Here is a 13,771-nt window from a genome sequence, read left to right on the forward strand (position 1 = left end):
TAGGCTGCGCGTGTGCTTTGTGGCATGCCTCGCGAGAAACAGCGCCCCGCCAGTGTGGCGCGGGTCGCTTTTTGTGGGGTTCCCACAACACAACCGCCCCGGCATGCGCCATGCCGGACATTGGTCTACCCGGCGGTAATCCAGCAGGGTGTAGGCAGGTGCAGGCGACGCCCCAGGACAGGTGCGTCGCCTTCTGCGCGTGGGTACTTGGGAGGCTCAGCCGGTGTTCAGTCGTGTCGCCATCGTCAACCGCGGAGAGGCCGCGATGCGGCTCATCCACGCCGTCCGGGATCTGTCGGCGGAAACCGGGACGCGGATCGAGACGGTCGCCCTCTACACCGACGCCGACCGCACGGCCACGTTCGTCCGTGAGGCGGACCTGGCCTACGACCTCGGCCCGGCGTCCGCCCGGCCGTACCTCGACCTCGCCAAGCTGGAGCGGGCGCTCGTCGAGACGAAGGCCGACGCCGCGTGGGTCGGCTGGGGCTTCGTCGCCGAAGACCCCGCCTTCGCCGAGCTGTGCGAGAAGGTCGGTGTCGCCTTCGTCGGGCCGAGCGCGGACGCGATGCGCAAGCTCGGCGACAAGATCGGCGCGAAGCTGATCGCCGAAGAGGTCGGCGTCCCGGTCGCGCCGTGGAGCCGCGGCGAGGTCGCCACCCTCGAAGACGCCCTGCGCGCCGGCGACGAGATCGGCTACCCGCTGATGCTCAAGGCCACCGCGGGCGGCGGCGGGCGCGGCATCCGCATGGTGGCCTCCGGCGAGGACCTCGCCGACGCCTACGAGCGCACCAGCCAGGAGGCGCTGCGCGCGTTCGGCTCCGGTGTCGTGTTCCTGGAGCGCCTGGTCACCGGCGCGCGGCACGTCGAGGTCCAGGTGATCTCCGACGGCGCGACGGCGTGGGCGCTCGGCGTCCGCGACTGCTCGGTGCAGCGGCGCAACCAGAAGATCATCGAAGAGTCCGCGTCCCCGGTCCTCGGCCCGGCGCAGACGGCCGAGCTGAAGGCCTCGGCCGAGCGGCTCGCCGTCAAGGTCGGCTACCGCGGCGCCTGCACCGTCGAGTTCCTCTACCACCCGGGCGAGAAGCTGTTCGCCTTCCTCGAGGTCAACACCCGCCTGCAGGTCGAGCACCCGATCACCGAGATCACCACCGGCACCGACCTGGTCAAGCTGCAGCTGCACGTCGCCGGTGGCGGCAAGCTCGAAGGCGACCAGCCGGGCGAGAGCGGCCACGCCGTCGAGGCGCGCCTGAACGCCGAGGACCCCGACCGCGACTTCGCCCCCTCCCCCGGCCGCATCGCGCGGCTGGCGCTGCCCGCCGGCCCCGGCATCCGGGTCGACACCGGAGTCAGCGAAGGCGACACCATCCCCGCCGACTTCGACTCGATGATCGCCAAGATCATCGCCTACGGCCGCGACCGCGACGAGGCGCTCGCCCGCCTCCGTCGCGCGATGGCCGAGACGGTCGTGATCATCGAGGGCGGCGCGACCAACAAGAGCTTCGTGCTCGACCTGCTCGACCAGCCCGAGGTGATCGACGCCAGCGCCGACACCGGCTGGATCGACCGCGTCCGCGCCGAGGGCCGCCTGGTCACCCACCGGCACTCCGCGATCGCGCTCGCCGCGGCCGCCATCGAGGCCTACCAGGACGAGGAAGAGGTCTCCGTCCAGCGGCTGCTGGCCACCGCGCACGGCGGGCGCCCGCAGGTGCAGCACGAGACCGGCCGCCCGCTCGACCTCAAGCTGCGCGGGGTCGGCTACCGCGTGAGCGTGGCCAGGGCCGGACGCAGCCGGTTCCGCGTCGGCATCTCCGCCGGCGGCTCGGACGTGCACCACGCCGACGTCGAGATCAGCCGGTTCGACGCCCACAGCGGCCAGATCCACGTCAACGGCCGCCGCTTCCGGCTCGTGTCGGCCACCCACGGCCCGATCCACCTCGTCGAGGTCGACGGCGTCACCCACCGCGTCAGCCGAGACGAGGGCGGCGTCGTCCGCTCCCCCGCCCCCGCGCTGGTGGTCGCGACACCGCTGTCCGTCGGCGACGAGGTCGAGGCGAACGCGCCGATCCTCGTGCTGGAGAGCATGAAGATGGAGACGGTGCTGCGTGCGCCGTTCCGCGCCCGGGTCCGCGAGTGCCCGGTGTCGGTCGGCAGCCAGGTGGAAACCGGGGCGCCGCTGATGCGCCTGGAGCCGCTGGCCGACGGCGCCGAGGAAGAGGCCGCCGACAGCGGCGAGACCGTCGAGATCGACCTGCCGGCCGCGCCGCCGGAGGTCTCGGCCGCCGAGCGCGTCGACCGCGGCCAGCAGGACCTGCGGAGCCTGCTGCTCGGCTTCGACGTCGACCCGGCCGAGCGCAAGCGCCTCCTCGTCGCCTACGGGGAAGCCCGGGCCGAGCTGGGCAACCGGCCGGTCGAGGGCGAGCTGGAGCTGCTCACCGTCTTCGCCGACCTGTCCGAGCTGAGCCGCAACACCCCGGGCGGCGAGCTCGACACCGAGCCCGACAGCTCGGTGCACAGCGCCCGCGAGTTCTTCCACAGCTACCTGCAGAGCCTCGACGTCGAGCGCGCCGGGGTCACCGAGGGCTTCCAGGCGAAGCTGCGCCGCGTGCTCGGGCACTACGGCGTCACCGACCTCGACCGCACCCCGGAGCTGGAGGCCGCGGTCTTCCGGATCTTCCTGGCCCAGCAGCGGATGGCGGCCGACATCGCCGTCGTCTCCGAGCTGCTGCGGCAGTGGCTGACCGGGGCGCCGCCGGCGGAGTCGCTCAGCGAGCGCGCCGGGCTCACGCTGGAGCACCTGGTCGAGGCGACGCAGGTGCGGTTCCCCGCCGTGTCCGACCTGGCGCGCGGGGTGGTCTTCCGCTGGTTCGCCCAGCCGCTGCTGCGCCGCCACCGCGCCGAGGTCTACGCCGCCGTCCGCACCGAGCTGCGTTACCTCGACCGGAACCCGGACGCGCCGGACCGCGCCGAGCGGATCCAGGCCATGATCACCGGCTCGGAGCCGCTCGTCCGGCTGATCGGCCAGCGGATCGGGCGCCCGGGCTGCGACCACGCGCCGCTGCTCGAGGTGCTGACCCGCCGCTACTACGGCAACCGGCGGCTCTCCGACGTCGTGGTGCGCGACGTCGCGGGCCACCGCTGGCTGACCGCCCGGCTGAACCGCCCGGACGGCGTGCTGCCGCTGGTCACCACCGCCGTCGACATCGCCGACCTGCCCGCCGCGCTGGGCGCGCTCGGCGAGGTCGCCACCGACGGGGTCGTCGCCGACCTGTACCTGCGCTGGGAGGACCAGCCCGACGCGGACGCGACCGCGGCCCGGCTCGGGGCGCTGCTGGCCGAGCACCCGCTGCCGGCGGAGGTGCACCGGGTCGTCGTCACCGTGGCCGGCACCGGCGGCGCAGTGATGCACCACCACTTCACGTTCCTGCGTGAGGGCGCGGGCTTCGCGGAAGACCGGCTGATCCGCGGCCTGCACCCGCAGATCGCGCAGCGGCTGCAGCTGGAGCGGCTGCGCGAGTTCGACCTCACCCGGCTGCCGTCGGCGGACGAGGAGATCTACCTGTTCAAGGCGGCCGCCAAGAGCAACCCGGCCGACGAGCGGCTGATCGCGATGGGCCAGGTCCGCGACCTGACCCCGCTGCGCGAGGCCGACGGCCGGCTGGTCGCGCTGCCCGCGCTCGAGGACGCGGTCACCGCCTGCCTCGACGCGATCCGCAACATCCAGGCGCAGCGGCCGCAGAACAAGCGCTACGACACCAACCGGATCATGATGTACGTCTGGCCGCAGACGGAGCTGACCACCGACGAGCTGAACACGCTCGTCCAGCGCATCCGGCCGACGTCGGTCGGCGCGGGCCTGGAGGAGGTCCAGTTCCTGGGCCGGCGGCGCACCGAGGCGGGCAAGCTGACCGAGCTCGCCGTCCGGATCACCCTCGACCCCGGCAACGGCGCGCGGCTGCACGTCGGGCCGCCCTCGACCGAGCCGGTCCGGCCGCTGGACGAGTACCGCCTGAAGGTGCAGCGCGCCGCGCGGCGCGGCAACGTCTACCCGTACGAGCTGACCGAGCTGCTCGCCGGCCCGGAGGGCTCGTTCGTCGAGCACGACTTCGACGGCTCGACCGAGCTGGTCCCGGTCGACCGGCCGAAGGGCAAGAACACCGCGGCGATCGTCGCCGGCGTCGTCACGACGGTGACCGAGCGGCACCCCGAAGGCGTCACGCGGGTCGTGCTGCTCGGCGACCCGACGAAGTCGCTGGGTGCGCTGTCCGAGCCGGAGTGCTCGCGCGTCATCGCGGCGCTCGACCTGGCCGAGCGGATGCAGGTGCCGCTCGAGTGGTTCGCGCTCTCCTCGGGCGCGCGGATCTCGATGTCCTCGGGCACCGAGAACATGGACTGGGTCGGCGCGGCGCTCAAGCGGATCGTCACGTTCACCCAGGACGGCGGCGAGATCAACATCGTCGTCAACGGCATCAACGTCGGCGCCCAGCCGTACTGGAACGCCGAAGCCACGATGCTCATGCACACCAAGGGCATCCTGGTCATGACGCCGGACTCGGCGATGGTGCTGACCGGCAAGCAGGCACTGGACTTCTCCGGTGGCGTGTCGGCCGAGGACAACTTCGGCATCGGCGGTTACGACCGCGTGATGGGCCCGAACGGCCAGGCGCAGTACTGGGCGCCGAACCTGCCGGCCGCCCGCGACGTGCTGATGGCGCACTACGACCACACCTACGTCGTGCCGGGGGAGACCGGGCCGCGCAAGACGGCCACCAACGACCCCGCCACCCGCGACGTCTCGTCGTACCCGCACGCGATCGTCGGCAGCGACTTCACGACCGTCGGCGAGATCTTCTCGGCCGAGCACAACCCGGACCGCAAGAAGCCGTTCGACATCCGCACGGTGATGCGCGCGCTGTCCGACCAGGACCACCCGGTGCTGGAGCGCTGGGCGGGCATGGCCGACGCGGAGACGTCGGCGGTGCAGGACGTGCACATCGGCGGCCGCCCGGTCTGCCTGGTGGGCATCGAGTCGCGTTCGGTGCCGCGCCGCGGCTTCCCGCCCACCGACGGCCCGGACACCTACACCGCGGGCACGCTGTTCCCGCGGTCGTCGAAGAAGACGGCGCGGGCGATCAACGCGGCGTCGGGCAACCGGCCGCTGGTGGTGCTGGCGAACCTGTCCGGGTTCGACGGCTCGCCGGAGTCGCTGCGCAAGCTGCAGCTGGAGTACGGCGCGGAGATCGGCCGGGCGATCGTCAACTTCGAGGGCCCGATCGTGTTCACCGTGATTTCGCGGTACCACGGCGGCGCGTTCGTCGTGTTCTCCAAGACGCTCAACCCGAACATGACGGTGCTGGCGCTGGAAGGCTCGTTCGCCTCGGTGCTGGGCGGCGCGCCCGCGGCGGCGGTGGTGTTCGCCGGCGAGGTGAACAACCGCACGGCGAACGACCCGCGGGTGACCGAGCTGCAGGCGCAGGCCTCGACGGCCGCCGGCGCCGAGCGGGCCGCGCTCAACGCCCGCGTCGCCGAGGTCCAGTCGTCGGTCCGCGCGGAGAAGGTGAACGAAGTGGCCGCGGAGTTCGACCGGGTGCACAGCATCCAGCGCGCGGTCGAGGTCGGTTCGGTCGACGCGATCATCAGCGCGGCCGAGCTGCGGCCGCGGATCATCGAGGCCATCGAGCACGGCCTGAAGCGCTAGGGAGCTCCGGGGCCGGTCACCACGGTGGCCGGCCCCGGCTCATGCCCGAGAACGGCGGCTTCGAACCCGGCCGCCTTCGCCAGCCCGCCCAGCTCACCGGCCCGCGCGGCCGGCAGCAGGACCAGCGGGTAGCAGTCGGACTCGATGTCGAGGACGGCGAGCGCGGTGCCGTGGCCGGCCAGCCGGTCCCCCGCCGTCTCGAGGAACTCGTACGTCGGCAGGTCCGACTCCGCGAGCCCCGCCCAGGCCTCGTCCGACGGCGGCGCGGACCGCAGGGCCCGCAGGCGGCCGACGATCTCGTCCGCCGCCTCCTTCCAGTCCACCTCGGCCAGCAGGCCGTGGTCGTCGAGCGCGTCCACCAGCGCGATCCAGGCCAGGCCCGGGAACGGCTCGTCGATGCCGCGGTCTTCGAGCCGGTCGGCGTGCTCGGCGACGTAGGCGTCCGGGTCGTCGTGCGCGGCCGCGGCGCGCGCGCCGACCTGCGGGAGGTCCGGGGCCAGCAGGGCGGCCACGGCGACCAGGGCGGCACGAGCGCTCATCGGGGCACCAGGTATCGGGTCAGGAGGCTCGCGCCATCGGTCAAGACGGTGGCCAGGTCGAGCTCCACCGGGTCGAAAAGGCCGCCCATCGCGGCCCGGTCGGCCGTGCCGGCCACCAGGAACGGCGCGACGGTCAGCCGGAACTCGTCGACCAGGCCCGCTTCGGCCAGCGAGCCGAACAACCGCGGCCCGCCTTCGCAGTCGATCCGGTGTAGGCCCCGCTCGGTCAGTGCGGCCACGGCGACGTCGAGCGCCACCGCGTCGTCACCCGCGACGATGACGTCGGCACCCGCCGCCGCCCAGGCGTCGCGCAGGCCACCGGGGGCCCGTTCGCAGGTGATGACGATCGTCGGCACCGCGGCCCGCGTGAGCACCGGCGCGTCCGGCGGCAGGGCGCGGCCCGTGGTGACGACGGCGATCGGCGGGATCGGCTCGAGCCCGTGCCGGCGGCGCCGGTCCGCGGTCTCCGGGTCCGGGTGGACCCCGTCGAACTCCTCGATCACCGCGGTCCCGGCGCCGAGCAGGACCACGTCGGCGAGGTCGCTGCCCAGCTTGAAGACGACCCGGTCGGGCTCGGTGGACAGCGGGCGGGACCGGCCGGCGACCGTGATCGCGCCGTCCGTGCTCGACACGAAGTTGACGACCAGCCACTTCGCGACGTCGGGGAAGCGGTAGAGGGTTTCGAGGTCTTCCGTGCCGAGCTCGCGGCCGGCTTCCGGCGGCCAGATCTGGCGGATCGGCGGGGTCGGCGGGTTCACAGCCACCGCACGGCGTTCTTGGGCGGGCGGGTGCCGACGATGCTCGCGATCATCTCGGTCACGTGCCGCGTCTCGCGGACCTGGTGCGCCCGGAACATCGCGGCGCCCTGCGCGGCCGCGTGCGCGGTGGCGGCGAGGGTGCCGGTGACGCGGTCGTCCATGCCGACGTCGAGCGTCTCGCCGACCACCCCCTTGTTGGACAGCGCCATCAGCACCGGCCAGCCGGTGGCGACCAGCTTGTCGACGTTCCGCAGGATGGTCAGCGACTGGTGGGTGTTCTTCGAGAAGTCGATGCAGGGGTCGATCATCACGCCCCCGCGCGGCACGCCCTTCGCGACCGCCCGTTCGGCCAGCTCCGTGGTGTCCTGCACGACCGACGCGACGACGTCGTCGTACTGCGGCTTCACCGGGTCGGTGCGCGGGTCGAGGCCGTCGACGTGCGCGCAGATGTAACCCGCGCCGTGTTCGGCCGCGACGTCGAGGATCTCCGGCTCGTAGGCGGCCCAGTTGTCGTTGATCAGGTCGGCGCCGGCCCGGCACACCGCGTCGGCGACCTCGGCGCGGTAGGTGTCGACGCTGATCACGACGTCCGGGAAGTGCTCGCGGGCCCATTCGACGGTCGGGACCACCCGGGCGATCTCCTCGGCGACCGTGACCTCGGGGCCCGGGCTGGCCGGCACACCCCCGATGTCGATCACCGCGGCGCCGTCCTCGAGCGCCTTGCGGATGGCGGCGTGCGCGCGCTCCTCCAGGTACGTCACCCCGTTGTCGTAGAACGAGTCCGGGGTCCGGTTGACGATCGCCATCACCAGCGCGTGGTCGCTGGTGAGGCGTTTGCCCCGGAAGACGAGATCGTGGATCGGCAAGCGGCACCCCCGGACGAAGATCGGATCTGACCGCCTCCGAGCATAGTGAGGGCGGCGCCGCGGGGCCGGGCGCGACCGGTTTCGCGACTTTCGGGGGTATGGCGGTTTTGTCCGCGCCGACACACTGTGCGTGCCGGTCCGGTGACCGAGAGCCCCGGGCCGAACCTCCATCCGTGCGTCCGTGAGGAGCTCCCCGATGGCGTCAAGGTCCCTGTCCCGGCTCGCCCTGGCGGCCACCGGGGTCGTGCTGTCCGCCCTGCTCGGCGGCACCGCGGCCGCGCAGCCCGCCGACACCCCCGTGTTCTGGCGCGTCCCCGCCACCGCCGCCCAGGCGCAGGCGCTGACCGCGGCCGGGTTCGACGTCGAGGAGGGCGACGCGGGCGCCGCGCTCGTCGTCGGCGGCCAGGCCGTCGCGAACCGGCTGCGGGCGCTGGGCTACCGGCCGTCGTTCTTCGACACCGTCTACAAAGAACTGCCCGCGCAGGCGAACTCCCTGGCGGCCGATACCTTCTACGGCGGGTACCGCACCGTCACCGCGCACGAGAACCACCTGACGGCCGTCGCCGCCGCGCACCCCGACCTGGCCACGAAGTACACGATCGGCCAGTCGTGGAAGAAGACCAAGGGCCAGGGTGGGCACGACGTCCAGGCCATCTGCCTGACCAAGAAGCAGACCGGCGACTGCACGCTCTCGACGACGTCGAAGAAGCCGAAGTTCTTCCTGATGGCCCAGATCCACGCGCGTGAGCTGTCCACCGGCGAGCTCGCCTGGCGCTGGATCGACTACCTCGCCGACGGCTACGCCACCGACGCCACCGCGAAGTCCATCTTGGACACCACCGAGGTCTGGGTGGTGCCGATCTCGAACCCCGACGGCGTCGACATCGTCGCCTCCGGCGGGAACTCGCCGAAGCTGCAGCGCAAGAACGCCAACAACACCCGCGGCGGCTGCACCGGCACGAACATCGGCATCGACCTCAACCGGAACTCGACGTTCAAGTGGGGCGGCGACTCCAACTCCGCGTGCTCCGAGACCTACCAGGGCGTGAGCGCCGGCTCCGAGCCGGAGACGCAGGCGCTGGAGAAGCTGGCCCGCGCGATCTTCCCGGACCAGCGCGGCACCGGCAACAACGACCCGGCGCCGTCGACGGCCAAGGGCACGATGATCACGCTGCACAGCTACGGCAACGACATCATCATCCCGTGGGGCTTCACGCAGGCCACCTCGCCGAACGACGCGCAGTACCGCAAGCTCGGCGCGAAGTACGCCGCGTCCAACGGCTACCTCGTCGGCACCAACGAAGAGACCGTCGGGTACGACACGAGCGGCACCACCGACGACTTCACCTACGGCGAGCTCGGCGTCGCCAGCGTGACGTTCGAGGTCGGCGGCTCGAGCGGCACCTGCGGCGGCTTCCTGCCGCGCTACACCTGCGTGGACAGCACTTTCTGGCCGAAGAACAAGGGCGCGCTCGTCACGGCCGCGAAGGCCGCGGCGGCGCCGTACCAGCAGTGACTCACGGCCGGCACGCGTAGATGCAGTTCTGCGGACGCGGGGACGCCAGCACGTCGACGTGCCGGAACCCCGCGTCCGCCAGCATTTCCCTTGCTGTTTCGGTGCCCCACATCGCACCGAGCGCGGCGCCGCCCTCGGCCAGCGACGTCGTGGTGCAGTACATCAGGCTGATCGAGTAGCACAGCGCGGCGAGCGGGTTGCCGACGTTCTTCTCGACGTGGCTGGAGAAGTTTGTGTCCACCATGAAGAACAGGCCGTCGTCCTTCAGCGCACCACGGATCCGGCGCAGCACGACGTCGGGGCGGTCCTGGTCGTGGATGGCGTCGAAGGCGGTGATGACGTCGAAGTCGCCGGTCAGCTCCGCGGCGTCCCCGACGGCGAACTCGGCGTTCGGCAGCCCGGCGTTCGTCTCCCGCGCCTGCTCGACGACGCGGGGAACGATGTCCAGCCCGGTGAACCGCGACGCGGGAAAGGCGCGGGCGGCGACGGAGACGGCGTGCCCGGTGCCGCACCCGAGGTCGAGCACCCGAGCGCCGGCGGTGAGCCGCTCGGTGAGCTCGGGGACGGCGCCGAAGAAGCCGTCCACGAGGTGCTCGCGGTAGATGTGCCGCCAGCTGTCGCCGGTCCGGGCGCCGAGCGCTTCGAGGTGCGGCCCGTAGGCCGAGCGCGGGACGCCGCCGCCGTCGGCGAAGCAGCGTTCGAGGTCAGGCAGGATGCCGGTGAAGGCCGACAGCGTCAGCAGGGACGGCATCAGGTTGGCCGCGGTCTCGCCGAGCAGGAACTTCGCGTGCTCCGGCGGGAAGGTGTACTCCCCCGCGGCGTGGGTGAAGACGCCGCCGGTGACCATGGCGCCCAGCCACTCGCGGACATAACGCTCCTCGAGCCCGGCCCGCTCGGCCAGCCCGGCGCTGGTGGCGGGGCCGCGGGCCGCGGCGGCGAGCAGCCCGGTGCGGTGGCCGAGGCCGATGAGCATGGTGAGCGCGCTGCCGGTCATGGTGGCCGTGAGGTGCGCCGCGAAGTCCTTTTCTTCCATGCGGCCCGAGCGTACCCCTCGGGGCGGACCGTCCACTTCGGACGGTCCGCTCCCGGTGGTCAGGCTTCTTCGTCCTCGAGCCCGGCATCGGCCAGAACGGCGTAAACGCGGCGCCGCGCGTCGGCGAGGATCTTCTTCACCTCGGCGACCTGCGCCTCGTTGCCGCTGTACCCGACCTGCGCGGCCGCCCCGGAGAGCTCCCCGAGCGCGCGCCAGAGGGCGGCGAACCGGTCGGCCCCGGGCTCCTCCTCGGGCTCTTCCCAGAGGGCGGCGAACTCGGCTTCCCGCCCGGCGACGTGTTCCCGCCCGGCGTCGGTCAGCTCGGCAACCCGGCGGCCGCCGGTTTCGGCGGTGTGGACGAGGCCTTCGTCTTCCAGCTGCTGCAGGATCGGATAGACGGACCCGGGACTCGGCCGCCACCGATCGTGCGTGCGGCGCCGGATCTCTTGCATGAGCTGGTAGCCGTGCATCGGCTCCTCGGCAAGAAGAGCCAGCACGGCGGGACGCACGGGCCGCGCGGCGGGCCGTCCGCCGCGGAACTCCTTCACCCGCTGCCAGGGGCCACCGCCGCCCCAGCCGCCGGGGCCGCCGAAGGAGCCGGGGCCGCCGGGAAAGCCGGGGAAACCGGGTGCGCCCGGTGGCTGCGGCGGGTGGGGCGGGAAGCCGCCGCGGGCCAGGTCGGGGGCGCCGTCCCAGTCTTCGTGGCCGGGGAGGTGGTCGTGAGCGGGGTGGTCGTGGCCGGGGTGGTCGTGGCCGGGGTGGTCACCGGCCTCGTACCCCGGGTGCCCACGGCCGCTCAGCGGGTGGCCACCCGGCTCGGGGCCAGGGTGCCCGCGGCCGCTCATCGGATGCTCACCCAGCTCGGGGCCGGGATGCCCGAGGCCACTCAGCGGGTGGCCGCCCGGCTCGTGGTCTCCGCCCGGGTGGCCGCGGCCGCCCAGCCTGAGGTCCGGACGCCCGCCCGGGTGGAACCCGCGACTTCCCGCGTGCCCCGGGTGATCGTGAGCGTGGCCGTGCCCGGGCCCGCCGAACGGCCCGGCGCCCCCGAACCCGCCGAACATCCGCCCTGCTCCAGCGCTCATTTCCATGCCTGCCTCCTCGGTAGTTCGTATCGCCGACACTTCGACGATATATCGCCGTTGGATCGCTCGCAAGGCAGGCCGGGCGACAGCCGCGCCAGATCGCGGCATCGGCCCCGATCGGAGTGCTCGGCACCTGCGCACACCTCAAGCCGCGCCGCAGCAGCAGCACCTCAGCCGACCGAACCGGCCACCACCCCGCGGCACACCCCAAGCAACCCCGGCTCCCCCATCAGTCCGGCCGCCCCAGCTCCACCGCGACCACCTCAACCCGTCCCGGCTGCCCATCAGCCCGGCCGCCGCGGCCCACCTCAAGCCACCCCCGACTTCACCGCCAACGCCAGCAACTCCGCCGCCGGGCCCGCCAACCTTCTCCCCGCCGGCCACACCGCCCGCAGCACCCGCCCCAGCTCGACCCCCTCCACCGCCACCGGCGCCAGCCGCCGGCCCGCGACCTCCCGCACCACATCAAGATCACTGATCACCGCCGGCCCCGCGCCCGAAATCACCGCGTTCCGCACCGCCGAAGCCGATCCCAGCTCCAGCAACGGCTTCACCGGCCCGGCCCCCGCTCGCCGCAGCGCCGCCTCCACCGTCTCCCGGGTTCCCGACCCCGGCTCCCGCACCACCAGCGGCGTCGCCGCCAGCTCGGCCGCCGTCAGCGGGCGGCGGCGGCGCGCCCACGGGTGGCCGGGCGGGACCACGACCACCAGGCGGTCCGTCGCCACCCGGCGGGTCGCCAGCCCCGGCCACGGGCCCGGCGACTCGACGAACCCCAGGTCCACGCGCCCGCCCAAGACGAGCTCCGCGACGTGCTCGGAGTTCACCACCTCGAGCCCGACGTAGGTGTCCGGCCCGGTGCGCTTCACCTCGCCGATCCACGCCGGGACGAAGTGCTCGGCGAGCGTCATGCTCGCCGCCACCCTCAGCTGGGCGCCGCGCTGGGTGCGGAGGGCCTCCGCGCCGGTGCGCAGTCCGTCCACTTCGGCCAGTACGCGGTGCGCCCAGCCCGCGATCACCCGGCCGTCCGGGGTCAGTGCCGAGCCGCGGCGGGTGCGGTCCACCAGGGACAGTCCCAGCTGTCTCTCCAAAGTGGACAACCGCTTGCTCGCCGACGGCTGGGCGATACCGAGTGCGCCGGCCGCCTGGCCGATGCTGCCGAGGTCGTCGACGAGCACCAGCAGGCGCAGGGAGTCCAGATCCGGTCCGGTCATAGCCTCACTCTATGACCTGAGCACCACTCGCCGGCTACCGGAAGCGGCCGCGGGCGGCGACGCTGGGCAGCATGGCACTCACGACGGCAAAGCCGGTTCTCCCCGGCCTCGCGATCACCGGGCTCGGCGTCGTCGCGGCCTACACCCTCAGCTCGGCCTGGCCGGTGCTGGGCGCGCTCACCGTCGCCGTTGTGCTGGGCATCGTCGTCGGCAGCACACCGGTGCTGACCGACGACCTCCGGAAAGCCGTCGCGCGCGTCACGAAACGCCTGCTGCGCGCCGGGGTCGTGCTGCTCGGGCTCCAGCTGGCGATCCCCACGGTCCTCGCGCTCGGCCCCGGCACGCTCGCCGCCGTGGTCCTGACGGTCGTGGTCACCTTCCTCGGCACCCTCGGGCTCGGCCGGCTGGTCCGCGTGCCGCGCGGGCTCGCCCTGCTGGTCGCCACCGGGTTCTCGATCTGCGGCGCGTCGGCGATCGCGGCGATGGAAGGCGTCGTCGAGCGGGACGACGAAGACGTCGCCACGGCCGTCGCGCTCGTCACCTGCTACGGCAGCCTGACCCTCGGCGTGCTCCCCCTGCTCGCCCGCTGGATCGGCCTGGACGCGGCCCGGACCGGCAGCTGGGCCGGGATCTCGGTGCACGAGGTCGCGCAGGTCGTCGCGGCAGCCGGGCCCGCGGGCGCCGCCGCGGTCACGATCGCCGTGGTCGTGAAGCTCAGCCGCGTGGTGCTGCTCGCCCCGGTGGTCGCGATCGTCGGCGCCACCGAACGCACACGCCGCGGCGGCTCGGCGCCGCTTGTGCCGCTGTTCGTGCTCGGGTTCCTCGCGCTCGTCGCGGTCCGCAGCACCGGGCTCGTCCCGGCGTTCGCGCTCGACGTCGCCAAGACCGCGTCGACACTCCTGCTCGCCGGGGCGTTGTTCGGGCTCGGCTGCGCGGTCCGGCTCGGCCCGCTGCTGCGCGGTGGCGGCCGGGCCCTGCTCCTGGGGCTCCTGTCCACGCTTCTGGTGCTGGCGACGGGGTTCGGGACGCTCGCCGCGTTCACCTGATGTTTCCCTTTCAGCTAGGTATAGG

The 13,771-nt window shown here is 73.2% G+C and carries 9 protein-coding genes; 3 read left to right on the forward strand and 6 right to left on the reverse strand.

What is annotated here, in order from left to right:
* Window positions 1-223: 223 nt before the first annotated feature.
* A complete protein-coding gene (locus ACZ61C_RS35030; RefSeq protein WP_465312178.1) occupies window positions 224-5,695 on the forward strand; it encodes an ATP-binding protein in 5,472 nt (1,823 codons plus the stop codon).
* On the opposite strand, the gene ACZ61C_RS35035 is transcribed toward ACZ61C_RS35030, so the two are convergent.
* Genes ACZ61C_RS35035 through folP form a run of 3 tightly spaced genes read right to left on the reverse strand, consistent with a single transcriptional unit; the run spans window position 5,692 to window position 7,852 of the window.
* Window positions 5,692-6,234 carry a DUF6630 family protein gene (locus ACZ61C_RS35035; protein WP_465312179.1) on the reverse strand — a complete coding sequence of 181 codons (543 nt, stop codon included), beginning with the start codon at window positions 6,232-6,234 and terminating at the stop codon, window positions 5,692-5,694. The genes ACZ61C_RS35030 and ACZ61C_RS35035 overlap by 4 nt on opposite strands.
* Window positions 6,231-6,998: a dihydrofolate reductase family protein gene (locus ACZ61C_RS35040; RefSeq protein ID WP_465312180.1), complete on the reverse strand. Its 768-nt coding sequence runs from the start codon at window positions 6,996-6,998 to the stop codon at window positions 6,231-6,233. The genes ACZ61C_RS35035 and ACZ61C_RS35040 overlap by 4 nt, the downstream gene beginning before the upstream one ends.
* On the reverse strand, window positions 6,989-7,852 hold the full coding sequence (gene folP / locus ACZ61C_RS35045; protein WP_465312353.1) for a dihydropteroate synthase: 864 nt from the start codon (window positions 7,850-7,852) through the stop codon (window positions 6,989-6,991). Before folP ends, ACZ61C_RS35040 begins: the two co-directional genes overlap by 10 nt.
* A gap of 202 nt (window positions 7,853-8,054) precedes the next feature.
* Here folP and ACZ61C_RS35050 point away from each other — a divergent pair, with 202 nt between their 5' ends.
* On the forward strand, window positions 8,055-9,374 hold the full coding sequence (locus ACZ61C_RS35050; RefSeq protein WP_465312181.1) for a M14 family zinc carboxypeptidase: 1,320 nt from the start codon (window positions 8,055-8,057) through the stop codon (window positions 9,372-9,374).
* A gap of 1 nt (window position 9,375) precedes the next feature.
* Here the strand turns inward: ACZ61C_RS35050 and ACZ61C_RS35055 are convergent, their stop codons facing one another.
* The 3 genes from ACZ61C_RS35055 to ACZ61C_RS35065 form a co-directional block, all read right to left on the reverse strand.
* The gene (locus ACZ61C_RS35055; protein ID WP_465312182.1) at window positions 9,376-10,407 is read right to left on the reverse strand and encodes a class I SAM-dependent methyltransferase; all 1,032 of its coding nucleotides are present in this window, start codon (window positions 10,405-10,407) and stop codon (window positions 9,376-9,378) included.
* Window positions 10,408-10,466: 59 nt separating this feature from the next.
* Complete coding sequence (locus tag ACZ61C_RS35060; RefSeq protein ID WP_465312183.1) at window positions 10,467-11,489, reverse strand: PadR family transcriptional regulator; 1,023 nt, start codon at window positions 11,487-11,489, stop codon at window positions 10,467-10,469.
* 308 nt (window positions 11,490-11,797) lie between these two features.
* Entirely contained in the window at window positions 11,798-12,700 is a 903-nt protein-coding gene (locus ACZ61C_RS35065) for a LysR family transcriptional regulator (RefSeq protein WP_465312184.1), read from the reverse strand.
* A gap of 71 nt (window positions 12,701-12,771) precedes the next feature.
* On the opposite strand from ACZ61C_RS35065, the gene ACZ61C_RS35070 reads away from it, so the two are divergent.
* Window positions 12,772-13,746 carry a YeiH family protein gene (locus ACZ61C_RS35070; RefSeq protein ID WP_465312185.1) on the forward strand — a complete coding sequence of 325 codons (975 nt, stop codon included), beginning with the start codon at window positions 12,772-12,774 and terminating at the stop codon, window positions 13,744-13,746.
* Window positions 13,747-13,771 lie beyond the last annotated feature (25 nt).

The organism is Amycolatopsis sp. NPDC104587 (assembly GCF_055583645.1).

What these genes read in the sequence shown, in the direction of transcription:
- ACZ61C_RS35035 (WP_465312179.1), bottom strand. Translation starts at nt 6,234, where the DNA reads ATGAGCGCTCGTGCCGCCCTGGTCGCCGTGGCCGCCCTGCTGGCCCCG.
- ACZ61C_RS35050 (WP_465312181.1), top strand. Translation starts at nt 8,055, where the DNA reads ATGGCGTCAAGGTCCCTGTCCCGGCTCGCCCTGGCGGCCACCGGGGTC.
- ACZ61C_RS35055 (WP_465312182.1), bottom strand. Translation starts at nt 10,407, where the DNA reads ATGGAAGAAAAGGACTTCGCGGCGCACCTCACGGCCACCATGACCGGC.
- ACZ61C_RS35060 (WP_465312183.1), bottom strand. Translation starts at nt 11,489, where the DNA reads ATGAGCGCTGGAGCAGGGCGGATGTTCGGCGGGTTCGGGGGCGCCGGG.
- ACZ61C_RS35065 (WP_465312184.1), bottom strand. Translation starts at nt 12,700, where the DNA reads ATGACCGGACCGGATCTGGACTCCCTGCGCCTGCTGGTGCTCGTCGAC.
- ACZ61C_RS35070 (WP_465312185.1), top strand. Translation starts at nt 12,772, where the DNA reads ATGGCACTCACGACGGCAAAGCCGGTTCTCCCCGGCCTCGCGATCACC.